The following is a 24,690-nucleotide window of genomic DNA, read 5'->3' as shown; positions in this document are numbered from 1 at the left end:
TCGTTTAAAACGAAGAAAAAACAAGCTTACTTGTTGCCCTGACTGCGTTTCAGCTTCGTTTAAGAATACTGGTTTGCCGTGTCAGTGGATGCGCATTATAGGGAGTTTCGGTGTGAGCGCAAGGGCTATTTAGGAGAATATTTCGATTAACTTAATGACCGCGCACTTATCAATCGAAACGATGATTAATAGCACTCAGCCCGGCGATTTAACAGTCACTACTGGATTTAAAACACAAAAAAGGGACCTTAGGTCCCTTTTAAAAGAAGTGATAATGCCGACTCGTACCACGGCTAGCGCATTTTAATCCCTGACTCTAACAGGGTTGTCCAACCCTGCCATCTTCTTTTTAGCCACTATACTCGCGCGTTTTGTCTGGTCTTGCTTGAACAAGGTCATTGCTATTTTTCTCATCACATTAAAAGCAAGCGGACCTCGGCCTTTACGGATCCGTGATTCATCTTCTCTGAATGTCATCTCTAACACCCAATGCATACTTTCTACTTGCCAGTGATTTCGCACAGAAGATAACGCCTGCTCTGCATTTAAATCTAATGAGCTAATGTACCAACGTGTTTCAGTGGTTTCTTTACCTGTCGTTTTTTCATGTACGTCTGATGTCACTTTGATAATGCTTTTTAAGCCAACCCACTGATATTTATTATTTAACCAACTTTTATTAACCAGCACTTGCTGACAACGTCTTGTTTTAATTCACCCTGTAGACCAGAATGATGACCTTTAAGCGCTAGAATATAATCAGCCTTTTGCTTAACGATTAGCTTTGCTATCTCTTTTTGACATCCCATAGCATCGAGCGTGATGATGCTGACAACTCCAGGCGCTCACAGTATGAAGTGCAGTTTTGCCGTCAATGGCAATGACATCGCAACCAGTACCTTCTAGGAGAGAAGAAATCCAAGCTTGAAAAGCTTTCTCTATTTCATCCGCTTTTAATCGGTAGATAACACGGGCAATAGTGTCATGCCGAGGAATACCTGCTTTAAAAGGACGATACTGACGAAGCCAATCAAGCTTTAGATGTCCAAAGTTTTCAATGTCTTCCGCTGAGGTAATACAATAAGTGCAACAGATTAAGGTTGAAAAGTGAGAGAGCTGAAGGCAGAATTTTAGTTCTCACACACAAATTCAGAGTCGGTCATGAACAAACAGTACCATCAGCTCACTCAGGAACTACGATACCAAATATCTGCCTCCCGTAAAACAGGTATGACACTTCGTCAGATCGCCGAGGAAGTCGGGGTACATTTTAGTACCGTATGCCGTGAGTTAAAGCGAAATATCACCAGCCTAAACTATGACCCAAAAATGGCACATACGTTAAGCTGTAAGCGTAAAATGACGTCGAAAAAAGCCTGTAAACGCCAGCCAAGTACTGACGAGATTATTCGAAAATGCATGGTGCTTAACTGGTCTCCTGGGGCGATCTGTGACCGCATGCCAATAGAATTCGCCCCAAGTGAATGCTTGAGTCATACAACCATTTATCGGCGTATTGAAGAGAATAAGCAGCAAGGTGGCACTTTATATAAGCAGCTACCTCGCTATGGTAAAACACGTTGGAAAGGTGGAAAAAGGAAGCGTAATGCGGGTGTCAGCTTGATCCCAGACCGAGTAGATATCAGTGAACGCCCGAAAATTGTAGCAGCAAGAGAACGAATAGGTGACTGGGAAGGCGATACTGTTCATGGGCAAGTCCATACTGCATTGACAATAACCTTGGATAATGGCGGTGAGTTTGCAGGCCATATGAAGGTTCATGAAGCGACGGGAGCGAAGGTTTATTTTGCCAAACCTTATGCGAGTTGGCAGCGAGGAACGAATGAAAATACTAACGGTCGGATTCGGCGGTTTTGGCCTAAGAAATTCGACATGGCTAGGCTGACGGAGGAGGAAATCGAGAACAGGATATTGCAACTAAATTTAACGCCAAGAAAGATATTAGGCGGGCTAACACCCTCGAGGTCTTTACTGGTAAGCGTGTTGCACTTATTGCTTGATTCCAGCTCTGATGTGCTTTAGGTGGTTTAAACAATCAATTTCAGAACCAAACTGGCGTTGCCATTCAAAAAACTAGCTTCAGGCGTTTTCATCGTCAATATCACTTCTAGTCGTGATTTATACAATAAGAATAGACTGAAACTGACTCATATGCAGAGGCATGTATTTCTATACTTGCTGGTCTATAAAGGTTTATCTATAAAGCTCTGGATCAATTCAACCGCTTTCTCGTCATCCCAGTCCACAAAGGTGCGCACAAAGGCAATTAGCTCACCTTCTCTATTTAAGATAAATGTAGCAGGAATAGTATCGAGCGGGAACACCTGCCCTAACTGCTGCTTTTCATCATAATAAGATGTGAAATCTTCCATTCCAAGTTCTTTTAAGAAAGGCTCTACTTGTTTTTTTCCATCAAGATCGATTGAAATTGGTAAAATTTCAAACTGAGCCTTATCAAATTTAGATGCTAGACGCTTTATTGCTGGCAACTCTCGTACACAAGGTGGGCACCAAGTTGCCCACATGTTTACCATAATCACCTTGCCTCGATACTGACTGAAGTCTACAGGCTTACCATTGGCATCACTGAAAGCCACAACATCGATTGGATAGGTTTCAGGCAATACATTGATAAGGTCTATACTCGACTGAGCAGTCCCATTGTCCTTCTTCTGCATCCCAGGATACGCCATAGCCGTATTGATAGATAATGAAGTGAGTGCTAACAGAGTAACTGTTAGCACCTTAGCCAGACTCTTATTCATTGCTCATCTCGATTAAGCAGCCTGTCTAACTCTTTCTGCTCTTCGACGCTGATCTCTTGATCTTCGACTTGAGAGATACGCTGTTTACGTACAAAGAAGAAACCGATAAGTAAGCCAATGACTAAAAAACCGATAGGACCTAACCATAAGATATATGTTTTGGGTTCCATTCTAGGCTTATAGAGAACGAAATCACCATAGCGACTAGTCATAAACTCTATCACTTCATCATAGTCTTTCCCGGCATCAACCATCTGGTAGACTTCAAGACGAAGGTCCTTAGCTACCGGTGAATTAGAATCGATTAGATTTTGATTCTGACACTGAGGGCAACGAAGTGAATGCGCCAGCTCCAACGCTCGCTTCTGGTTTTCTGCTGACTTGAATTCATAGATATCAACTGGCGTTGCATAAACTGATATCACAGTTAATGACAGGAGTATTGCCCCCATAAGTTTGAATACTGATTTCATCATGATGCCCCCTCCTGCTTTGCAACGGCTTGCAGCTGTTTAATCATTGGAAGCAATGTCTCATTCCATACACGCTGATCAATGGGACCTGCATATCTGAACCTGATGATACCGTTATGATCCACTAAGAAGCTTTCCGGCGCACCATAAACACCAAGATCGAGACCGAGACGCCCATCATGATCGAAAATATTCTTAGTATAGGGATCCCCTTGCCTATTCAATTCTCGAATCGCCAATGCCCGCTCATCACGGTAGTTAATACCATAAATAGGCAAGATTTTCTGTCTGGCGAAACGCATCAGATAAGGATGTTCGTATTTGCACGATGGGCACCATGTCGCCCAAACGTTTAATAGTGATACCTTACCTTTCAGGCTTTCATTGGTAATGATGACACCTGAGTCTTCTAGCTGTTCAAGCTGGAAAGCCGGTACAGGCTTTCCTTCAAGTGCTGAATCGAGGATTTTAGGATCCATAAACAGCCCCTTATAGAGGAGCGCACCCATCACCAAAAATAATATCAAGGGTATAAATAATACCAGCCTCTTGTTCATACTTGCCTCAATCAAAGTTAAGCCGTAGCCAATTTCGCTTTTTCCGCGTCAAGCTTAGATGTTTGCGTTGTCTGCTTCGTACGGTAACGCTTATCCGATGCAGCAAAGAAGCCACCTACCATCATAAAGATACTGCCGAACCATAACCAACGAACAAATGGCTTATAGTTAATACGTACAGCAAACTCGGTACGACTAAGTGGATCACCCATAGTGACATATAAATCACGGAAGAGTCCCCAGTCAATACCGGCTTCTGTCATATTCATAGTACGCACAGTGTACTGGCGACGATCCGGCTTGAGCAAGGTGATGAACTCACCATCTTTAGACACTTCAATCTGCCCTTGTAGAGCCGTATAGTTAGGCCCAACAACATTCTTAGTTTCGATGTAATGAAAAGTGTAACCAGCCAGCTCTTGGGTGATACCAGGCCCCATGCGCACGCTCTTTTCGATCGAGTAGTTTGAAACAATAGTGCCGCCCACAACCGATATTGCTATGCCTAAATGAGCAATGACCATACCCAGTTGGCTACGACCCAATCGAGCCAAACTAAGAGAGCCATCTTTCGACTTAATCAGATCGTATCCCGCTCTAAGCGTCATGAGTGCAACCCAAGTAGCCGTACCTATGCCTAAAACGACCCAGATATTGAACTTACCATCGGCCAGGAATGGCGCCGCAACACCAACAGTAGTAGCAACGACTACAGGTACCAAGACTTTCGCTTTCATCGCGCCGGGCTTAGCTTTCTTCCAACGTATATTCGGACCTATGCCCATAAATACGAATAGCACTAGGATGATTGGCACGAACACGGTATTAAAATATGGAGGTCCAACCGAAATCTTACCCATATTCAAAGCATCTATGAGTAGCGGATAGAGCGTACCGAGTAGTATGGTACCACATGCCACTGTAAGTAGAATATTACACACAAGCAGCATAGTTTCTCTAGACCATAAATCGAAACGTGCCGGACTCTTCATTTGACTCGCTCTGAAAGCAAAGAGTGTCAATGAGCCACCAACAGCCAATCCCAATAACATCAGAATAAACATGCCTCGACTAGGATCTGCGGCAAAAGAGTGCACCGAAGTAAGCACGCCAGAACGAACAATGAAAGTACCTAACAGACTGAGCGAGAATGCGGTGATAGCAAGTAATACGGTCCAGTTACGGAAAGCTGCACGTTTCTCGGTCACGATAACCGAATGAAGCAGTGCGGTACCGATTAGCCAAGGCATGAATGAAGCATTCTCGACTGGATCCCAGAACCACCAACCGCCCCAACCTAATTCATAGTAAGCCCACCAAGAACCGAGAGAGATACCACCGGTTAGGAATACCCAAGCTGCCAAAATCCATGGTCGGCTCCAGCGTGCCCATGCAGAATCAAGACTACCGCCCATTAAGGCTGAAATCGCGAAAGCAAAACTCACCGAGAAGCCGACATAACCAAGATATAGCATAGGAGGGTGAAAAATCAGCCCCACATCTTGCAACATAGGGTTTAGATCACGACCCTCCATAGGTATCGGAAATAAGCGCTCGAACGGATTGGAAGTCAAGACCATGAATAGTCCAAAACCGATCACTATGAAGGCCAAAACGGATAATACCCTGGCGGTAAACACTTCTTCTAAGCTTTTACTAAAATAGGCAACTGCCGCTGTCCAGCCGGAAAGAGCAAACACCCAAAAGAGTAAAGATCCTTCATGTCCACCCCATACTGCTGCTATCTTAAAGAAGATAGGTAACTGAGAGTTTGAGTGATGCGCTATATAAGCAACTGAGAAGTCATCAACCGCAAAGCTGTAGCCTAATACAATAACGGATAGGAAGATAAAGAAGAACATACCGTAAGTTAGTGGCCAAGCATAGCGCACTAGATATTGGTCTTTGCGTGCAACACCAATTAAAGGAACGCTAGCTAAAAGGAAGGCAAAAGCCAAACCTAATATCAGCGATAGGTGTCCTAATTCTGGGATCATGAGTTTTCCTCAGTACTTTAGATTATTTGTTAAGCTTACGCCCAATTCAATCACTCAACATCCTTAAGCAAGTAATGATTTAGCTGCCTAGGGTTTAAAATTCGAGTCATTTTAGTATTTGCTGTTGTATCTGTCTGCTTCTTTCGTACAAATATGGGTGACTAGTCGCATTTATTGCTCCAATCATCAAGTCTGTAACAGATGTAAATGCATCTGATTCTATGATCAGACCCTTATGTGAAACTTAAGTTTCAGCCTCTTTTAAAAAATAGAATCGAATTGTGAACCAGTGCTCAACTATCACTTTTTACCTGACTCATCTCCTTATATTACTGTCAATGAATAATCTTTACGTATAATCCTATCTATAGCTGCGGTTAATCCGCTTTTTTATAACTAATGTGAAAAAGAAATAATGACCACTCTCTGGATTTTTATTGCGCTTTTTGTGTTAGTCAGCCTAGCGCTGATTTGGTTTCCTCATTTTCGTCAGCATAAGATGTTGCAGACGGAAGAAGCCGGTGTTCGTAAACAAACTAACCTTGAGCTGTTTAACAATCGTCTCATCATTCTAGAGAACGAACTAGAAGAAGAGCTTCTTGATCAACAAGAGTTCAATGTACTTAAGAAAGAGTTAGAGATAAGTCTTCTTCAGGATATGAAGCAAGGTGAAGATGAATCTCTGGTCAACAAAATTAAACCAAAAGGTTTGATTTGGCCTACCTTGATGTCTGTGGTTATTATAGGCCTCTCTGGGTATTTCTATGCGACACTTGGAGCCTACGCAAAATTAGATCAGCCTGCTCCATCAAGTCCACATGCAGGAATGGATGCCGAGCAAATAATGCAGCAGCGTCTACAGATGATGGAAGATCAAGTTAAATCTGAGCCGGAAAATAGTCAACTTCTCTTTAGTCTTGGCCATATATATATATCTGCGAGTCGTTATAACGATGCTATAGCAACCTTTGATCAAGCTATGGTTCTCGTTGGTACGCATGCCGAGTTATTGGGTCCAAAAGCAACCGCCATGTATTACAGGGCGAATCAACAGATGACACCCGCCATCCAGGCTATTATCGATCAATCTTTAGCACTCGACCCTGAAGATCCTTCGACCCTGCTGCTTAAAGGTATGGACGCTTTCTTTACCGCACACTATCAAGTGGCGATAAATGCTTGGCAAACCATACTCGATAGCGAGAGAAAGGATGTCGATCGAAGTGCAATCATCAATGCTATCGATAGTGCCAAGATGAGGACTCAAGCCGAGACGGGTGAAATGCCTGATGACGCAGCACATGCAAGTGTAAAGGCTACAGCTAAAAGCGTTAACATCGAAGTATCTATATCTGCTGAGCTAGCCGAACAAGTGTCTAGTTCAGATATGTTGTTCATCTTCGCTCGTAATACTGAAGGTCCAAAAGTCCCCCTAGCGGCCGTTAAGGTCTCGGCTAAATCACTACCAACTACTATCACTTTAGATGACAGCACTTCTATGGGTGGTGATGTGAAGCTGAGTGGCGCTAAGAATGTCGAGATAATCGCAGTCCTCTCTAAACATGGCAGCGTCAAACCCCAGACAGGTGATCTTCAAGGTCGACTTGCCACAGTTAAAGTTGGTGATACCGTCCAGCTTGTCATAGATACGCAAGTGAAATAGCGACATACATTGATAAAGGGCCTGCTATTGCAGACCCTTTTTATTGGCTGATTTTTCATTACTCTAGAAAGGCAGGCATAAAAAAACCGACTGATTGCCGGCTTTTTTAGTAAGCGTCCGGGCAAGTACAACTTCAACAGATTTCATTGATCCGCCATATTAACTCCTGACTATTTATCAGGAGTTAATATGGCTAAACGTTCTCATCAAGATTGGGCTGCTTTGATAAAACAGCAGCCCGCCAGCGGCTTAACTATCACGGCTTTCTGTCGTCAGCATAAGTTCAGTATCAGTACCTTTTATGCCCGTAAAGCCAACAAGGCAAAAATAAAAACGGTCATGCCTTTTGCTAAAGTAACGCTGGCTCCGACAACAGCGGTAACGCCTCAAACTCAACTTTGTGATGCGCAACAGATGATACGTTTACAGCATCAAACAGGGGTATGGACCTTCCCAAGCTCGTTGCCAGCAAATTACTTACTTGAAATTATAAAAGGCCTGCAAGCATGTTGATGTTTCAGCAGCTTCCTAGTATTTATCTGCATAGAGAGCCCGTGGATTTTCGTAAGTCGATAAATGGCTTGGCCATCATCGTTGAGCAACAACTGTCGCTAGAGGCCACCGACGGCAGTGTGTTTGTTTTTTGCAATAAAAGCCGCGATAAATTAAAAATATTGTACTGGGATAACACAGGGTTTGATGTATTGGGACACCGTCAAGTTAAGGGCTTGAGTTACAGTTGATTGATCGCTATTACGTATGCGGTTTTCGATGATTAGATCACTGCATTAGCCTTATTCTGGATGACATTTGATATCATTACCCCATGAAATTAGCACCCGATAACCTACCCAATGATATTGATTTGCTTAAGCAATTATTGCTTGAGGCAAGTCAACTTGTGGCGTCACAATATTCGGAAATCGCCGAGCTTAAACAGTCTGTGCAGCGGTTGTTGGAGCCATTTCGCTTAGCGCAACAGCAACGCTTCGGGGCCAGCAGTGAAAGCCATAATTATCAAGGTGAGTTATTTAACGAAGCTGAAGTCACCCTTGATGAGCCAGAAGAATCAACGGCAGATGATGTGTCTGTTTCCCCTAAGAAACGTGCCAAGCGTAAGCCTCTGCCTAAAGACCTGCCTCGTGAAATTATCACCCATGATATTAGCGAAGCGGATAAACAGTGTGCTTGTGGTCATCAGTTGACCTTGATGGAGCAAGATAGCAGCGAGAAACTTAAGTTTGTTCCCGCACAAATCAGTGTCATTGAGCATGTTAGGTTAAAATACAGCTGCAAGCATTGCGACACTAAAGGGACGCAAGCTAACATCAAACAAGCCCCCGTGCCTGCTAGTCCAATTCCAAAAGGTTTTGCCACGCCAAGCCTATTGAGCCAGCTCATCACCAGTAAATATCAGTACGCCTTACCGCTTTATCGACAAGAAACTTTATTTAAACAGTATGGTATCGAATTAAGTCGTCAAACGATGTCAGACTGGATGATGAAATCAGCCGCCTTGTTTAAACCCTTATATGATTTACTGCACCAACACCTATTAACGCAAGGTGTACTGCACGCCGATGAGACCACGCTCAAAGTGATTAACGATGAACGGGTGAAATCCTACATGTGGGTCTATTGCTCAGGTGCGGATAGGCCGAGTCTCGAGCCTAGATATAAAGGTGTAAACAGCATCGTTCTGTACGACTATCAAGACGGTAGCCGCGCGAGCACTTGCGTGAGTGGTTTTCTTGCCACTGAGCACACCGTGTTTAATGGCTATTTACAGGTCGATGGCTATGCGGCTTACCAACGGGCCAATGACAAACTTGTGGGTTGTTGGGCACATGCGCGGCGTAAATTCAAAGTTAAAGAACGGCTGTATTTTAGGCGTACGCATTCAAGCGCCCAACTGGCGACATTGAAGCAATGGCTGGATAAATCGGTGCAACAAGTGTCGAAGCAAAGTGCCTTGGGTCGAGCCATCCATTACACTATCAATCAATGGCCAAAGCTCAGCCGTTACCTAGAAGATGGTCGACTCAACATTGACAATAATCGCGCCGAACGCGCAGTAAAACCGTTTGTGATAGGGCGTAAAAACTGGTTGTTCAATCACAATCACCGCGGTGCCGAGGCCAGTGCCATTTTGTACAGCATAATAGAAACCGCCAAAGCGAATGGCTTAACACCGTTCGATTATATCGAACGGTGCCTAGAATAACTCTCTCACCCAAACTGCGACCTCAGCAGCCTCTTGCCCTGGCGCGTCAAACTCGGCAAGGCGTAGTTCGCCGGACGCTTACCTTTTTCCATGCTCAACTCTCGAACTAGATAAAGCTTACTTAGACATGAACTCGATAGCGTTCTTGTAATCTTCATCAGTACAATCAGTACACATTCCACCCGGTGGCATTGCACCTTTACCCGTTTTCACTGTAGATACTAATGTATCGATACCTTGAGCAAAACGAGGCTCCCAAGCAGCAGTATCGTGTGCTTTTGGAGCGCCAGCGACACCCATGCTGTGGCATATTTGACATGCCTTGTCGTATACAGCTTTACCTTCTTGTGCAAATGAGTTTGCAGACAAAGTCAAAGCAGCGACCGCAGTCATAGCTAACAGTTTTTTCATGTTCGATGTTCCTAATGCAAGTTCTAACAAAGCTCTACGCTACCCTTTATTACTCTCATCAATGAGTAAGGCAGACTATTTTTATAGCAGCTCTAGAATACATTAAACTTCAACAAATCTCACCTTTTTGTGATGTTCATCAAAGCTTGCACACTATAAACACTATTGGCAGCACAAATTAGATATTATATTAGCAAGGGTTAATAACTGTTTATAGAGAAAAGAAAAAGTTCAAAAAATATGTTAAAAGGTTTCAATTATTGGAAGCGCGTCAAATTGCTGATACATAGAATAAAGCAGTACTAAACCCCTTATTGTGATTGTGTTAGGATCCCTTGTAATTACTTAAGGCTTGATAATAGAGGACTCAGTGGTAGAACAGATGACAAAGACCTTAATTTCGGCCAAAGAGTTGACCTGTATTCGTCAGGAACGTATTTTATTTGATGAGCTTAGCTTCGATATTAGTGAAGGCGAGATCGTTCAAATTGAAGGTCCTAACGGCGCAGGTAAAACCAGTCTTCTTAGGATACTCGCAGGTCTATCACGTCCCTATGCCGGTGATGTTCATTATAAGAATCAAGAGATAAACCATTTTAGAGACGAATACAATGAAGACCTACTCTATATTGGTCATCTCGCAGGAGTTAAGAGTGAGTTAACCGCAGAGGAAAACCTTAACTTCAATTTAAGCATTAGTGGTTATAATGACTTCAATACTCAAGATATTCTCGCCAAAGTAAATCTAACAGGCTTCGAAGAAGCACTCGCAGGACATCTTTCTGCCGGGCAGCATAGACGCACAGCTCTGGCTCGACTCTGGCATACCAGTTGTAAAATTTGGTTGTTAGACGAACCTTTTACCGCTATCGACAAAAAAGGCGTTATAGAACTTGAACATCTGTTCCTTGAGCACGCCGAACGTGGTGGATGTATCATCTTGACGACACATCAAGATATGGGAATTATCGGTGACGATATTCTGCGAAAGATCAGCCTCGAATATCGCTTTGTATAAGGTCAAAAAATGAAAAAAGGCATCAGCTTCAGACAAGCATTTTATACACTACTGAAACGCGATCTACAGATAGCTATTCGTCATAAGGGCGACATTTTCAATCCACTGCTGTTTTTTATCTTAATAGTTACCTTATTCCCATTAGCCATAGGACCCGAACCACAAATATTATCCAGAATCGCCCCAGGAATCATCTGGGTCGCGGCCTTACTCGCCTCTATGCTGTCCTTAGAGAGATTGTTTAAGGCCGATTATGTCGATGGTAGTCTTGAACAGATGCTACTCAGCCCGCAACCTTTGCCCTTGATGGTACTGGCAAAAGTGCTGGCTCATTGGCTATTAACAGGAGTACCACTGATTTTAGTTGCGCCACTTTTAGCGGTTTTACTTCATTTAGACAGTAATAGCTATGGCGCGCTAATGGCAACCTTAGCCCTAGGGACACCAGTATTGAGTTTACTCGGGGCTATTGGTGTCGCATTAACCGTAGGGCTGCATAAAGGAGGAGTGCTGCTTAGCTTACTCATCTTACCTTTATATATACCTGTATTAATCTTTGCCACGACAGCCATAGACGCTGCCGGGTTCAATCTACCTTATGATGGCCATCTCGCAATAATTGCCGCGATGTTGGTCGGTTCATTAACGTTAGCACCTTTTGCTATTGGTGCATCTTTAAGAGTGAGTACTAACTGATATGTGGAAATGGCTACATAGTTACGCGGATCCAGAACGAGCGTATAACCTTTCTGGAAAACTCCTCCCTTGGTTCGCTATGTTAGCGATTGCCCTGATCGGTATAGGGTCAGTGTGGGGGTTAGCTTTTGCACCAACTGATTATCAACAAGGTGATAGTTACCGAATCATCTTCATCCATGTTCCGGCAGCCTCTATGTCTATGGCCGCCTATATGGGCATGGCAACCTCTGCATTTATCGGCCTGGTATGGCAGATAAAATCGGCAGATTGGGCAGCGGCAGCCATTGCACCAATAGGAGCCGTGATCACCTTTATCGCCTTGCTCACTGGCGCCACTTGGGGTAAGCCTATGTGGGGAACTTGGTGGGTATGGGATGCACGTTTGACAGCCGAACTGGTCCTCTTGTTTCTTTATCTGGGTGTTATTGCACTTTACGCCTCTTTTGAAGACAAGGTATTAGCAGCACGAGCCGCCGGTATTTTAGCTATAGTCGGTGTGATTAACATCCCGATTATTAAATACTCAGTTGAATGGTGGAGCTCACTGCATCAACCATCGACGATTAGAATTACAGGGCAATCGACTATGCCTACTGAGATGCTGTATCCATTGCTGATAAACATCTTAGGTTTCGGCCTGATGATAGGCGCTATAACCTTAATCCGTTTCAGATCTGAGGTTTTAGCACGCAACAGCATGCGACCTTGGGTTCGTACTCTAGCTAAAGCCCAAGGAGTTAAGTAATGCCATTTGATTCATTGAGTGATTTTTTACATATGGGTGGCTACGCCTTCTATGTGTGGCTAGCTTATGGTGTGACATTTGGTTCTTTAGGGATACTTGTCATACAGAGCATGGGACAGAAACGTAAAGTGTTGACTGAAATAGCAAAGAAAATTCAGCGAGAAGAACACCTCAAAGAAAACCGGAGTAATAAATAGTGAATACAAGACGTAAAAAAAGACTCGCTCTAGCAGTAGCCTTAATTGGTGGTGTAGCCGCAATAGCATCACTATTACTGTACGCATTGAACTCTAACTTAAATCTTTTCTACACTCCGACAGAAATAGTACAAGGTAAGAAAGACACCGGCGTGTTACCTGAAATAGGCCAGCGCATACGTGTCGGCGGTATGGTGACTATAGGCTCTATGTTAAGAGATCCTGAAAGCTTACATGTTGAATTTGCCATTCATGATTCCTTAGGCGGTGAGATCATAGTGACTTATGACGATCTACTGCCGGATCTTTTCCGTGAAGGCCAAGGCATAGTCGCACAGGGAATATTGATAGAGGGTGGTAAATTACAAGCGACTGAAGTTCTGGCTAAACATGATGAAAACTACATGCCGCCAGAAGTAGCCGAAGCTATGGGGCAGACCCATGAGAAGCTAGATTACAAAACAGAGCAAAAAAGCGGTTACTAAACTTTGTTACCTTTAAAAGGCCTCATCTGAGGCCTTTTTTGTGCCTGTAGAACACAGTCTCAGCATAATGAGGCGATAACTAATGCCAATCTGGAAAATTAACTGGTCATATTCGCCCAATCCCTAGAACACATTTTTGTCACTCTTTCAGCACTCTCGGTGAAAGTGTTCCAGGCTTCACAAACACTATCAACAATGTCTTCATAATTTTTGAAAACTCGATTGGCAAGGCAGTGCTGGCGCATCCAGCTCCACACTTGTTCGATCGAATTAAGCTCAGGTGAATAAGGGGGTAATTTGATGAGGCTGACATTATTGAATTCATCTGCAATGCCATCGGTATGCAGCCAGCACCATCCATAATAACGACTGCATGTCTGTCTGCTTCTGTGACTTCCGAGATCTGTCTCAAGTGCAGGATCATGGCTTCTTTACTCGTCCATGGAACCACTATTGCTTGGCCTATACCTCTGCTTGGACATACTGAACCAAATAGGTATGAATATGTGCCCCGGTTAATCTACCACCTTGAGCGCTACTTGCTCTTTTTTCTATGTAGGCAGCCAGTTGCGCTCGTTGTTTAGTGCTAATAAATGTGGGTACTACCAGTGCGTGGTTTCTCTTGTAAGCCTGCTAGGCCTTCTGTTAAATAGACATGTACCCACTTGTTGACACTGGTTCTACTCACTTTTAAAAATTGAGAAATTTGAGTCCGAGACTTTCCATCTTGAAAATGAGCGAGTGCAAGTAAGCGCATCTTCATTTGAATGGTAAGCGTCCGGGCAAGTACAACTTCAACAGATTTCATTGATCCGCCAGCGGCTTAACTATCACGGCTTTCTGTCGTCAGCATAAGTTCAGTATCAGTACCTTTTATGCCCGTAAAGCCAACAAAGATAAAATTAAAGCGGTCATGCCTTTTGCTAAAGCAACGCTGGCTCCGACAACAGCGGTAACGCCTCAAACTCAACTTTGTGATGCGCAACAGATGATACGTTTACAGCATCAAACAGGGGTATGGACCTTCCCAAGCTCGTTGCCAGTAAATTACTTACTTGAAATTATAAAAGGCCTGCAAGCATGTTGATGTTTCAGCAGCTTCCTAGTATTTATCTGCATAGAGAGCCCGTGGATTTTCGTAAGTCGATAAATGGCTTGGCCATCATCGTTGAGCAACAACTGTCGCTAGAGGCCACCGACGGCAGTGTGTTTGTTTTTTGCAATAAAAGCCGCGATAAATTAAAAATATTGTACTGGGATAACACAGGGTTTGATGTATTGGGACACCGTCAAGTTAAGGGCTTGAGTTACAGTTGATTGATCGCTATTACGTATGCGGTTTTCGATGATTAGATCACTGCATTAGCCTTATTCTGGATGACATTTGATATCATTACCCCATGAAATTAGCACCCGATAACCTACCCAATGATATTGATTTGCTTAAGCAATTATTGCTTGAGGCAAGTCAACTTGTGGCGTCACAATATTCGGAAATCGCCGAGCTTAAACAGTCTGTGCAGCGGTTGTTGGAGCCATTTCGCTTAGCGCAACAGCAACGCTTCGGGGCCAGCAGTGAAAGCCATAATTATCAAGGTGAGTTATTTAACGAAGCTGAAGTCACCCTTGATGAGCCAGAAGAATCAACGGCAGATGATGTGTCTGTTTCCCCTAAGAAACGTGCCAAGCGTAAGCCTCTGCCTAAAGACCTGCCTCGTGAAATTATCACCCATGATATTAGCGAAGCGGATAAACAGTGTGCTTGTGGTCATCAGTTGACCTTGATGGAGCAAGATAGCAGCGAGAAACTTAAGTTTGTTCCCGCACAAATCAGTGTCATTGAGCATGTTAGGTTAAAATACCGCTGCAAGCATTGCGACACTAAAGGGACGCAAGCTAACATCAAACAAGCCCCCGTGCCTGCTAGTCCAATTCCAAAAGGTTTTGCCACGCCAAGCCTATTGAGCCAGCTCATCACCAGTAAATATCAGTACGCCTTACCGCTTTATCGACAAGAAACTTTATTTAAACAGTATGGTATCGAATTAAGTCGCCAAACGATGTCAGACTGGATGATGAAATCAGCCGCCTTGTTTAAACCCTTATATGATTTACTGCACCAACATTTATTAACGCAAGGTGTGCTGCACGCCGATGAGACCACGCTCAAAGTGATTAACGATGAACGGGTGAAATCCTACATGTGGGTCTATTGCTCAGGTGCCGAGGCCAGTGCCGTTTTGTACAGCATCATAGAAACCGCTAAAGCAAACGGCTTAACACCGTTCGATTATATCGAACGGTGCCTAGAACAACTCTCTCACCCAAACTGCGACCTCAGCAGCCTCTTGCCCTGGCGCGTCAAACTCGGCAAGGCGTAGCTCGCCGGACGCTTACTTTGAATGGATGTCTGGCTACGAGCAAGAGCATTGAAATCTGTATTTTTAAAATTATCCATGAATACAAATGAAGAAGATATGATGATGATGATGATGATCACAATTAGATCATATTTTTACTTAGAATGGTATAAGGAAATTTTAGCTTGGCTAATAGCATTTGGAAAGACTGAATCAGATACCTGAACTAGGCCAAACATCTGATATAAAGGGCTCAATTTTACTTAGCTTATTCCCCCCCCCTTAACTTAGCCGTAACCTCTGGCTGCTCCTTCACCTCATCCGCTTCTTCTGATTCCGAACTTGGTAAAATCAGATTAAGTATCACCGCTGAAATAGTGCCTGTGGTAATACCTGAGTGGAATAACATCTTAAGATCATCTGGGAAGTGCTGTAATAGATTAGGCTCCAAAGTCACCGCCATACCCGATGCTAACCCCACGCAAATGACCAAGGCATTACGACGAGAGTCGGTCGCTTGTACTAGCATACGAATGCCTGCGTAAGTAATCATACCAAACATAACGAAGCCAACCCCGCCTAATACTGGTTTAGGTACTGTTATAGCTAAAGCAGCGAACTTAGGAAATAGTCCAGCTAAGATCAACAACACACCAGAGATCCCCACCACAAACCGACTCGCTACACCACTGATACCTACAATACCCACATTCTGGCTAAAGCTGGCCACTGGCATCGCAGTCATAAAAGAAGCAAAAGTACTGCCTAAACCATCACCGAGCAGGCCACGTTTAAGGTCTTTGCCGGTAACCTCAGTATGACAGTTGCTACCTAGAGCCATAAAATCGCCTGTCGCCTCTGCCACAACAACCAGGTATACCAAGCTCATGGTGATAATTGCCGGTATTGAGAAGGTCATACCATATTTAAATGGCTCCGGCATAGCAACCCAATTCGTATCAGACAGAGGCTGTAGATCCACCATACCGAATGCGAGTGCCATTAAATAACCAGCAGCAAGGCCGATCACAATGGAAGATGCAGCAATTGCACCTTTGCAACGTACGGAAACAAAAATAACCACAGCTAATGAAAAGAACGCTAAAAACACTTTGGGTAAAGAGGCAAAACTTGGGTCGCCTGCTGGAGCATCACCGATCCAGCTCATCGCTACTGGCAGTATGGTTAAGCCTATTAAGGTCACCACTACACCACTCACTACAGTAGGAAATAACTTTTTGACGTAATCCATATAGAAGCTGGCGATGACCACCACAAACGAACCGACAAAGGCTGCCCCCATAATCCCTGCCATGCCTTCGGTCTTGCCTATACCTATTAAGGTTCCTAAAAACGCGAAACTCGCCCCCATCACTACGGGTAACCTAATGCCTACTGGCCCGATACCGAAGCATTGAGCCATAGTGACTAAACCTGAAACAAGAAGAGAAGCGCTAATCAAAACAACAATTTCATTGGGAGGTAAGCCTATCGATCCACCGACAATGAGTGGAACGGTTACAATCCCCCCAATAGAAGCTAGCATATGCTGAAGAGCGAGAAAAAAAGTGATTCCATAAGGCGGTTTTTCATCTAGCTTATATAGCAATTTCATATAAAACCCTTAATCGTTATTAATGTGCTCCCACACACCTATAGAGTCCTTAACCCTACTTGGTGTAAAGAGATTTTGGTCTGCAGTATTTGTTTACTAAGCGCTATTTAATGACTGTAAATTCTCCTTAATAACGGCTTTAATGGAGTTGAGTATCGGTTGATAACCAGTGCAGCGGCATAAGTTACCCTCTAATGCATCTAAGATGTCGCTGTCGCTCGGGGTGGGATTATCCCCAAGCAAGGCCCATGAACTCATTAAGACGCCTGGAGTACAGAAGCCGCACTGCACACCTCCCTCCACAATAAATGACTGCTGTAGTTGCTGGGCTAAAGGATCGTCGGCAACCCCTTCGATGGTAGTCACCTCTTTCCCATCGCACTGTGCAGCAAGCACCAAGCATGAACATACTGGCTTACCGTCCAAAATCACCGTACAGGCACCACATTCACCCACGGAGCAACCCTCTTTGGTTCCCGTCTGGCGTAACTCATTTCTCACCAGATCCAGTAAGCGAGTATTCCCCGCAACCTCAAGAGTGTGAGAGATGCTATTTACAATGAGTTTGATGGCGGTTTTATTATCTTTATTAGCAAGCATCACGTTGCTCCTGGCTATTTTCTACGACTATGTCATTCATGAGATCTTTAAACATATTGATGAAAACGGGTTGCTTATACTTAGCAGACCAACGACCACCAATTGCGGTATCGATCATATCTAACAGTTGATTTTCAGCCTTCCCTATGACTTCAGAAGTTAGCCGACTGCCTATCAGCAAGTCTTCAATAGCGCTAAGGCGCTGAGAGTGGCTGAATAAAGACCCATCGACGACTCGACATAAATCAACTTTACCTTCGCTATCGAAGCCCATCAGACATGAAATACTGAGACGACTAATGTTGAGCGCATTTCTGCGACCAAGTTGTGAATATTTATGAGAGACATTGCCTAAGTTCTGCTTAGGGATACATACTTGCGTAAGCAGCTCACCCACTTTAATGTCTGTACGATAGCTACCTGTTATAAACTGGCTTAAGGGGATCCGGCGGCTCGAAGTCGCTGATTGAAGCTCAACTTCCGCTTCATAGACGAGTAAAGGTGGCACTGAGTCAGCGCAGGGGGCTGCATTAATAATATTTCCGCCAATGGTGGCCCGGTTACGGATCTGATTGGAACCAATAGTTTGGCAAGCTTGGGAAAGTAAGGGGAAATGACCTATTACAGAGCTATGAGCGAGAATACGATTAAAACAGACTGCACTGCCTATCCTAACTTCGCTCTCCGTCTCAACTATCTCATTTAGACCATCTATACCGAGAATATTGACGAATTTATCATCACTATAGTGTAAGCGCCCCTGAACCAGCAGATCGGTACCTCCAGCAAAAGGCCGATACCCCCCCTCTGATAATAACTGCAGCGTTTCAGTAAGATCACTTGGGTTAACCAAATGCATATCAGTTAAGCGATGGGTGTGCTTTTTATGACCATCATCCTGAAGCAACTCGCTCTGTCTCGCGGGTTTCTTTAAGTTGTAGCCAAGGACCAGTTGCTCAAGGGTAAGCGGTAACTGACGAATTCTCTTTTTAAGTGCAAAGCAGGCTGCATTATTAATTGCAGCTGCAGCCAATTCTGAAGCAGGCTCTCCGATACTCTTCGCACCAAATGGACAAGCTTCATCGCCATTTTCGATGGCGATGATTTTGATGGCCGGAATATCTTTAATGGTAGGCAATAGATAACTATCTAGATTTTTTGTCTTAAGCTCACCGAATTCAATGTTGTAGTCTTCTAACACGCCAAGGCCAAAGCCCTGTGCGATACCACCTGCAACTTGCCCCTCAAAGCCAGTCTTATTAATCACCTGGCCAACATCATGGACGGCGGTGACATGTAAAAGCTCAAGTTTACCTGTGCTAGTATCGACTTTCACCTCTGCGATCTGACAGCCATAGACCCAGGTAAAGTAAGGACTACCTGTACCTTTCTCTTCATCCCAGCTAATCTCAGGCTGAGCGAACCAACCATAGGCCGCTAAATTAATACCCGCCCACTTGGCCTTATTTACCGCTTCTTTAAAGCTAATCTGTAACTCAGGTAGATCACGATTGGATATGATGCCATCGCGCCATAGAGTTTGATCTAAGGTCTCGACTTTAAGCTCACTGGCTACCACCTCGAAGATACGCGCTTTTAGCGTCTCAGCACCGTCTTTCACCGCAGCCCCCCCGGTAACGGTAGCTCTTGATGCAACGGTTGGACCACCATCAGAGATAAGCGATGTCGGAGGCTCAGTAAACTTCACCTCACCAATGGCAATACCAAAGACCTCAGCAGCAATAATAGTCATGGTTGTTTGTAGGCCTTGACCGTTTTCACAAACACCTGTGGAGATATTGACGCTAGCATCACTATTAAGCACGACTAGCGCCGACGAGGTATCAACCCCTTCAGCCCCCATTGAACAACCGCGGTAACTTAAAGCTAAACCTATGCCATATTTAACGTGATCGGTACCCGCATTAAGCCGGCTGTATTTTTCTAGTTTTGCTTGATAATCAGACTCTTCGACTGCACGTTCTAACACCTCAACTGCCGAAACCTTATGCTTATCGAACTTTTGTCCCGTGATGCTAAGGCTGTCTTGCTTAAGGACATTGATCTTCCTGACCTTAATAGCCGAAATATGACAAATTTCAGCAATTTCATCCATCAAAGATTCATTGGCATAAACAACTTGAGGTGAGCCAAAACCACGCATAGCGGCAGTGTAAGTGTTGTTGGTGTAGACACCTTTAATATCAACCCTGACATTTTCTATGTCATAAGGGCCTGCCGCTTGCACCACAGATCGCCAAGTCACAAATGGCGTACAGGCGGCATAAGCACCACTCTCAACTAAGATATCGATCTTCATCGCCTGAATACGACCACTGTCATCGAAGCCGACTTTATAGGTCATGTTATAAGGGTGACGCTTACTACTTTCACAGATTGACTGCTCTCTGGTGTAGGTAAATTTAACCGGCCTTCCGGTGAGCTGTGCCATTAAGGCTGCACGACATGACAGATGATCGATAGTGTCATCTTTCCCACCGAATGAGCCCCCCAGTACAGAACGACGAACATCGACATCGGACTCGGGAAGAGCGAGATAGCTGGCGACAAAGCCGCGAACCCTGTGCGGATTTTGAATCGAACCAGATAACACTAAATTGCTGGAACTTGGATCAATATAGGCCGTGATTGATTCCGGCTCGATATAACCATGCTCTTGAAAACCAATATTAAAAGTACGCTCAATCTGCTGTGCACAAGCCGCAAAAGCCAAATCGACATCACCTTTCTCGGTGTGATGACTGGCTACTATATTAGAATCACTACCGGGCTGAATAAGTCTAGCGCCGGGTTTTAACGCATCTTCCACTGAACAAATGGGCTTAAATACGTCATATTCAATTTGAATTTTATCTGCAGCCAAACAAGCAGCTTCATAGGTTTCGGCAACGATTACGGCTAATACATCACCTTCGAAGCGAACTAAATTATCTATGATAGGGGGGTAATCACGAATGATAACACCCGCATAAGGGTTACCAGGCACATCATTGAATCGAGCAATCTTGACCACACCAAGAACCTGCTCTGCCACTTGGGTATCAATAGATAAAACTTTACCCGCGGGTATATCGGCGTAGCGACATACCCCATATAGCATACCGGGGATGAGAATATCATCCCCATAAATAGCCTTGCCGGTAACCTTTCCTAACCCATCGACGCGGTTAATGCGCTTCCCCAGATGATTAAAGCTAGACATTAAATCTCCTTAACAGAGTATGAAAGTAAGCGTCTAATCAAGCTGAAGCTAGCCAACTATTAAGACAGCAAGACCCTCGGGACAGGCTCAATATCTCAGTTAAAAAGTGCTAGCCTTAATCACTAGAAATATGAACAACTGAAAATATGGACTTATGCCAGACTTGCATCCATCAAACCAAAATATGAGGACTAGGCATAAACATAGCTAAAACGTGATCGAGTAAACACTTTGTAGGAGTGAGCAATAAATAAACTGCTTAATTTGAAGCAGATAATGGAGGCGCTTTTTTTGAGGAGAAATTAGATGTAAAGTGGAGTAACAAAAAGATATCAATATGATAAAAACTCTATGCTTATATTAAATTGAGAATATATAGGCAGATGTGGAGGAGAGCGATGTCTGTAAAGGTTTTACTCTTGGGATCATGAAGCATGAATACGAGAGGCTATCAAAATGATAGTAATACCAATCCATATAAGTATCTGGTCAGTTCAGAGACTCTCAGTTTTTTCAATTCAAGGCACATTGATGAGGAAATGGTTATTCCCTTTTAAGTCAATGTAACACAGAAGTGGAAATACTGAGAGCCTCACGCAGTGCGGGTTTCAAAGCCCTTTATGCTACGTTGAATGTTCTCGATATACGACTGCATGGATGCAGGAGGTAGAGCAACGCAGGAGCTTGTTGCCGAGAATAACTATTAGCTTCAAACATTCGCCTTGCCTACAGTGCTTTGAACTCCCGCTGAATGATCAGATACTTACTCGGAATGGTATAATACCAATCCTATTAAATATGTGCTCTCTTATAAATATTAGACATAAAAAAAGCCGGGCAAGCCCGGCTTTTTTGCAATGAAACCCTTAATTACTCAGCGTCGTCAGCTTCAACAGCTTCTGCAGCTTCAGGGCGACCTACTAGTTCAATATACGCCATAGGCGCTTTATCACCAGTACGTAGACCGCACTTAAGGATGCGGGTATATCCACCAGGACGTTCCTGGTAGCGTGGACCCAATTCATTAAATAACTTACCAACGACTTCAGCGTCGCGAGTACGAGCAAATGCCAAACGGCGATTTGCAACGCTATCACTCTTAGCAAGTGTTATTAGAGGTTCAACTACGCGACGCAGTTCTTTCGCTTTAGCTACAGTAGTCTTGATCACTTCGTGACGGACTAAAGAGCTTGCCATGTTACGAAACATAGCTTGACGATGACTGCTGTTACGATTTAGTTGACGACCACTCTTACGATGGCGCATGACCTAATCCTTATTACCTTATCTGTACAAAATCTGCTTTAAAGGTCGTCGACTAGGCTGGCTGGTGGCCAGTTTTCTAGACGCATACCCAACGACAGTCCGCGAGAAGCCAAAACATCCTTAATTTCAGTAAGAGATTTCTTACCTAAATTAGGTGTCTTAAGCAGCTCAACTTCAGTGCGCTGTACCAGATCTCCGATATAATGAATCGCCTCAGCTTTCAAACAGTTAGCTGAACGTACAGTTAGCTCTAAATCGTCCACAGGACGCAACAGAATCGGATCGAATTCCGGCTTCTCTTCTTTCTGCTCTGGCTCAGTGACATCACGTAGTTCAACAAACGCATCAAGCTGTTCAGCCAAGATGGTTGCGGCACGACGGATAGCTTCCTCGGGATCGAGAGTACCGTTTGTGGTCATATCGATAACGAGTTTATCTAAGTCAGTGCGCTGTTCAACACGTGCAGCTTCTACAGTGTAGGCTATACGAGCAACAGGCGAAAAAGAAGCATCGACCAACAAGCGACCAATAGGACGATCATCGTCTTCGGTTTGTGCACGGGCAGAAGCCGGTACATAACCACGACCACGTTCTACACGGATACGCATGCTGATTTCATTGTTACCTGTCAAATGACAGATAATATGCTCAGGATTCATGATTGTAACATCACCATCATGGGTGATGTCTGCTGCAGTAACAGGGCCTGCGCCTGACTTACTTAGCGTAAGCATAGCTTCGTCCTTCCCTTCGATCACTACCGCTAAACCTTTAAGGTTTAGCAGGATCTCAAGGATATCCTCTTGCACGCCTTCCTTGCTACTGTATTCATGCAGCACACCATCAATCTCTACTTCGGTTACCGCGCAGCCTGGCATAGACGACAATAGGATACGACGCAACGCGTTACCTAAAGTGTGACCGAAACCACGTTCAAGCGGCTCAAGTGTAACTTTGGCACGTGTTGGATTAACCTGCTCGATATTAACGAGACGCGGTCTAAGAAATTCTGTAACAGAACCCTGCATTGTGTCCTCTCTTTTGTGTTAACTTTACTTAGAGTAAAGTTCGACGATAAGCTGTTCGTTAATTTCCGCAGATAAATCACTACGCTCTGGTAGACGCTTGAAAGCACCTTCCATCTTAGTGTTATCAACTTCAACCCATGTTGGCTTTTCGCGTTGAGAAGCAACTTCCAAAGCAGCCACGATACGCGCTTGCTTCTTAGACTTCTCACGAATGCAAATTACATCACTCGCAGACACTTTGAATGATGGAATGTTAACAACGCTGCCGTTAACCATAATTGACTTATGGCTAACTAACTGACGAGATTCGGCGCGTGTAGCACCAAAGCCCATACGGTAAACAACGTTATCAAGACGGGTTTCTAAAAGAGTAAGCAGGTTCTCACCTGTGTTACCTTTTTGACGTGCAGCGTCTTTGTAGTAGTTACGGAATTGCTTTTCTAGCACACCATAAATACGACGAACTTTTTGTTTCTCGCGTAGCTGTACACCATACTCAGACAGTCGGGTCTTACGAGCGCCGTGTTGTCCAGGTGCAGTATCAAGCTTACACTTCGAATCGATTGCTCTCACGCCGCTTTTTAGGAAAAGGTCTGTACCTTCTCTGCGGCTGAGCTTGAGCTTTGGACCCAAGTATCTTGCCATGTTCTTTCTCCAACTATCCTATTTAAAAACGACGAATTAAACGCGACGTTTCTTAGGAGGACGACAACCATTATGAGGGATAGGCGTCACATCGGTAATGTTAGTTATCTTATAACCAACCGAATTCAGTGCACGAATCGCAGATTCGCGTCCTGGACCTGGACCCTTTACAAAAACTTCAAGGTTTTTAACACCGTAATCCTGAGCAGCAACACCTGCACGCTCAGCAGCAACCTGTGCAGCAAAAGGAGTAGATTTACGTGAACCACGGAAACCTGAACCACCTGAAGTTGCCCAAGATAGTGTATTACCTTGACGATCAGTAATGGTAATAATTGTGTTGTTGAAAGAAGCATGGATATGAGCCATACCATCAGCAACCTGTTTACGTACACGCTTACGCGGAGAACGTGACGGACTTTTAGCCATATTGGATTACCCCGTTACTTTCTGATTGGTTTACGTGGACCTTTACGCGTACGCGCATTGGTCTTAGTACGTTGCCCACGAAGAGGCAGGCTACGACGGTGACGTATTCCACGGTAACAACCAAGGTCCATAAGACGCTTGATGTTCATAGAAACTTCACGACGCAAATCACCTTCTACTGTGTATTCGGCAACTGCTTCACGTAGTATATCAATTTGAGCTTCGCTCAATCCTTGATCTTAGCTTCTCAGCGATGAAGTAGCCGCGCA

General features: G+C 44.2%; 24 protein-coding genes and 4 pseudogenes. 13 read left to right on the top strand and 15 right to left on the bottom strand.

Annotated features, from left to right (window positions below; all coding sequences use genetic code 11):
* Window positions 1-303: 303 nt before the first annotated feature.
* A pseudogene (locus tag KT99_RS21105) lies at window positions 304-1,065 on the bottom strand (ISAs1 family transposase); the annotation flags it as partial.
* Window positions 1,066-1,161: 96 nt separating this feature from the next.
* Between KT99_RS21105 and KT99_RS17155 the strand changes: the two are divergent.
* The gene (locus KT99_RS17155) at window positions 1,162-2,043 is read left to right on the top strand and encodes an IS30 family transposase (RefSeq protein ID WP_005502512.1); all 882 of its coding nucleotides are present in this window, start codon (window positions 1,162-1,164) and stop codon (window positions 2,041-2,043) included.
* 161 nt (window positions 2,044-2,204) lie between these two features.
* Here the strand turns inward: KT99_RS17155 and KT99_RS17150 are convergent, their stop codons facing one another.
* The 4 genes from KT99_RS17150 to KT99_RS17135 are packed head-to-tail and all read right to left on the bottom strand — an operon-like array spanning window position 2,205 to window position 5,813.
* Window positions 2,205-2,786, bottom strand: a complete 582-nt coding sequence (locus KT99_RS17150) for a TlpA disulfide reductase family protein (RefSeq protein WP_005502511.1) — start codon at window positions 2,784-2,786, stop codon at window positions 2,205-2,207.
* A complete protein-coding gene (gene nrfF, locus KT99_RS17145) occupies window positions 2,783-3,259 on the bottom strand; it encodes a heme lyase NrfEFG subunit NrfF (protein WP_040572148.1) in 477 nt (158 codons plus the stop codon). The genes KT99_RS17150 and nrfF overlap by 4 nt, the downstream gene beginning before the upstream one ends.
* Window positions 3,259-3,816, bottom strand: coding sequence for a DsbE family thiol:disulfide interchange protein (locus KT99_RS17140; protein WP_005502508.1), 558 nt, complete (start codon window positions 3,814-3,816; stop codon window positions 3,259-3,261). Before KT99_RS17140 ends, nrfF begins: the two co-directional genes overlap by 1 nt.
* A 17-nt stretch (window positions 3,817-3,833) precedes the next feature.
* Entirely contained in the window at window positions 3,834-5,813 is a 1,980-nt protein-coding gene (locus KT99_RS17135) for a heme lyase CcmF/NrfE family subunit (protein WP_005502506.1), read from the bottom strand.
* Between the two features lie 415 nt (window positions 5,814-6,228).
* Between KT99_RS17135 and ccmI the strand changes: the two genes are divergently transcribed.
* The 4 genes from ccmI to tnpC (KT99_RS17115) all read left to right on the top strand — a co-directional run bounded on the left by ccmI (window position 6,229) and on the right by tnpC (KT99_RS17115) (window position 9,700).
* Window positions 6,229-7,476 (top strand): c-type cytochrome biogenesis protein CcmI, encoded by a 1,248-nt coding sequence (ccmI, locus tag KT99_RS17130; protein ID WP_005502504.1) that lies wholly within the window; start codon window positions 6,229-6,231, stop codon window positions 7,474-7,476.
* 189 nt (window positions 7,477-7,665) lie between these two features.
* Complete coding sequence (gene tnpA / locus KT99_RS17125) at window positions 7,666-7,989, top strand: IS66 family insertion sequence element accessory protein TnpA (RefSeq protein WP_005498771.1); 324 nt, start codon at window positions 7,666-7,668, stop codon at window positions 7,987-7,989.
* Window positions 7,983-8,219: an IS66 family insertion sequence element accessory protein TnpB gene (gene tnpB / locus KT99_RS17120; RefSeq protein ID WP_005495852.1), complete on the top strand. Its 237-nt coding sequence runs from the start codon at window positions 7,983-7,985 to the stop codon at window positions 8,217-8,219. The genes tnpA and tnpB (KT99_RS17120) overlap by 7 nt, the downstream gene beginning before the upstream one ends.
* An 83-nt stretch (window positions 8,220-8,302) precedes the next feature.
* Entirely contained in the window at window positions 8,303-9,700 is a 1,398-nt protein-coding gene (tnpC, locus tag KT99_RS17115) for an IS66 family transposase (RefSeq protein WP_005502502.1), read from the top strand.
* 117 nt (window positions 9,701-9,817) lie between these two features.
* Here the strand turns inward: tnpC (KT99_RS17115) and KT99_RS17110 are convergent, their stop codons facing one another.
* Complete coding sequence (locus tag KT99_RS17110; protein WP_005502493.1) at window positions 9,818-10,111, bottom strand: c-type cytochrome; 294 nt, start codon at window positions 10,109-10,111, stop codon at window positions 9,818-9,820.
* A 382-nt stretch (window positions 10,112-10,493) separates the two neighbouring features.
* On the opposite strand from KT99_RS17110, the gene ccmA reads away from it, so the two are divergent.
* Genes ccmA through ccmE form a run of 5 tightly spaced genes read left to right on the top strand, consistent with a single transcriptional unit; the run spans window position 10,494 to window position 13,255 of the window.
* Window positions 10,494-11,129, top strand: a complete 636-nt coding sequence (gene ccmA / locus KT99_RS17105) for a cytochrome c biogenesis heme-transporting ATPase CcmA (RefSeq protein ID WP_040572147.1) — start codon at window positions 10,494-10,496, stop codon at window positions 11,127-11,129.
* Between the two features lie 9 nt (window positions 11,130-11,138).
* Window positions 11,139-11,825: a heme exporter protein CcmB gene (gene ccmB, locus KT99_RS17100; RefSeq protein ID WP_005502489.1), complete on the top strand. Its 687-nt coding sequence runs from the start codon at window positions 11,139-11,141 to the stop codon at window positions 11,823-11,825.
* 1 nt (window position 11,826) lies between these two features.
* Window positions 11,827-12,573, top strand: coding sequence for a heme ABC transporter permease (locus KT99_RS17095; protein WP_040572146.1), 747 nt, complete (start codon window positions 11,827-11,829; stop codon window positions 12,571-12,573).
* The gene (gene ccmD, locus KT99_RS17090) at window positions 12,573-12,770 is read left to right on the top strand and encodes a heme exporter protein CcmD (protein WP_005502485.1); all 198 of its coding nucleotides are present in this window, start codon (window positions 12,573-12,575) and stop codon (window positions 12,768-12,770) included. Before KT99_RS17095 ends, ccmD begins: the two co-directional genes overlap by 1 nt.
* Complete coding sequence (gene ccmE / locus KT99_RS17085; RefSeq protein ID WP_005502483.1) at window positions 12,770-13,255, top strand: cytochrome c maturation protein CcmE; 486 nt, start codon at window positions 12,770-12,772, stop codon at window positions 13,253-13,255. The genes ccmD and ccmE overlap by 1 nt, the downstream gene beginning before the upstream one ends.
* Window positions 13,256-13,353: 98 nt before the next feature.
* Here ccmE and KT99_RS23655 read toward each other — a convergent pair.
* A pseudogene (locus KT99_RS23655) lies at window positions 13,354-14,063 on the bottom strand (IS630 family transposase).
* A gap of 272 nt (window positions 14,064-14,335) precedes the next feature.
* Here KT99_RS23655 and tnpB (KT99_RS17070) point away from each other — a divergent pair.
* The 3 genes and pseudogenes from tnpB (KT99_RS17070) (at window position 14,336) to KT99_RS23725 (ending at window position 15,636) form a co-directional block, all read left to right on the top strand.
* Window positions 14,336-14,572, top strand: a complete 237-nt coding sequence (tnpB, locus tag KT99_RS17070; RefSeq protein ID WP_005495852.1) for an IS66 family insertion sequence element accessory protein TnpB — start codon at window positions 14,336-14,338, stop codon at window positions 14,570-14,572.
* A gap of 158 nt (window positions 14,573-14,730) precedes the next feature.
* Window positions 14,731-15,495: pseudogene (tnpC, locus tag KT99_RS17065) on the top strand (IS66 family transposase); the annotation flags it as partial.
* The gene (locus KT99_RS23725) at window positions 15,496-15,636 is read left to right on the top strand and encodes a transposase domain-containing protein (protein WP_232504320.1); all 141 of its coding nucleotides are present in this window, start codon (window positions 15,496-15,498) and stop codon (window positions 15,634-15,636) included. It abuts the pseudogene before it with no gap.
* Window positions 15,637-15,883: 247 nt separating this feature from the next.
* Here the strand turns inward: KT99_RS23725 and KT99_RS17055 are convergent, their stop codons facing one another.
* From KT99_RS17055 to rpsM, 8 genes and pseudogenes are all read right to left on the bottom strand, one after another.
* Window positions 15,884-17,230, bottom strand: coding sequence for a nucleobase:cation symporter-2 family protein (locus tag KT99_RS17055; RefSeq protein ID WP_005502473.1), 1,347 nt, complete (start codon window positions 17,228-17,230; stop codon window positions 15,884-15,886).
* A 96-nt stretch (window positions 17,231-17,326) separates the two neighbouring features.
* Window positions 17,327-17,830 carry a (2Fe-2S)-binding protein gene (locus KT99_RS17050; protein WP_005502469.1) on the bottom strand — a complete coding sequence of 168 codons (504 nt, stop codon included), beginning with the start codon at window positions 17,828-17,830 and terminating at the stop codon, window positions 17,327-17,329.
* Window positions 17,820-21,053 (bottom strand): molybdopterin cofactor-binding domain-containing protein, encoded by a 3,234-nt coding sequence (locus KT99_RS17045; protein ID WP_005502467.1) that lies wholly within the window; start codon window positions 21,051-21,053, stop codon window positions 17,820-17,822. The genes KT99_RS17050 and KT99_RS17045 overlap by 11 nt, the downstream gene beginning before the upstream one ends.
* A gap of 870 nt (window positions 21,054-21,923) precedes the next feature.
* Entirely contained in the window at window positions 21,924-22,319 is a 396-nt protein-coding gene (gene rplQ, locus KT99_RS17040; RefSeq protein ID WP_005502465.1) for a 50S ribosomal protein L17, read from the bottom strand.
* 38 nt (window positions 22,320-22,357) lie between these two features.
* Window positions 22,358-23,347 (bottom strand): DNA-directed RNA polymerase subunit alpha, encoded by a 990-nt coding sequence (locus tag KT99_RS17035; RefSeq protein WP_005502463.1) that lies wholly within the window; start codon window positions 23,345-23,347, stop codon window positions 22,358-22,360.
* Between the two features lie 24 nt (window positions 23,348-23,371).
* Window positions 23,372-23,992, bottom strand: coding sequence for a 30S ribosomal protein S4 (gene rpsD / locus KT99_RS17030; RefSeq protein WP_005502461.1), 621 nt, complete (start codon window positions 23,990-23,992; stop codon window positions 23,372-23,374).
* Window positions 23,993-24,028: 36 nt separating this feature from the next.
* Window positions 24,029-24,421, bottom strand: coding sequence for a 30S ribosomal protein S11 (gene rpsK / locus KT99_RS17025; protein ID WP_005502458.1), 393 nt, complete (start codon window positions 24,419-24,421; stop codon window positions 24,029-24,031).
* 14 nt (window positions 24,422-24,435) lie between these two features.
* Window positions 24,436-24,651: pseudogene (gene rpsM, locus KT99_RS17020) on the bottom strand (30S ribosomal protein S13); the annotation flags it as partial.
* Window positions 24,652-24,690: the final 39 nt, after the last annotated feature.

Origin of the sequence: Shewanella benthica KT99 (genome assembly GCF_000172075.1) — a bacterium.
Taxonomy (GTDB): domain Bacteria; phylum Pseudomonadota; class Gammaproteobacteria; order Enterobacterales; family Shewanellaceae; genus Shewanella; species Shewanella benthica_A.
This window is presented reverse-complemented; position numbering and strand designations above follow the sequence as displayed.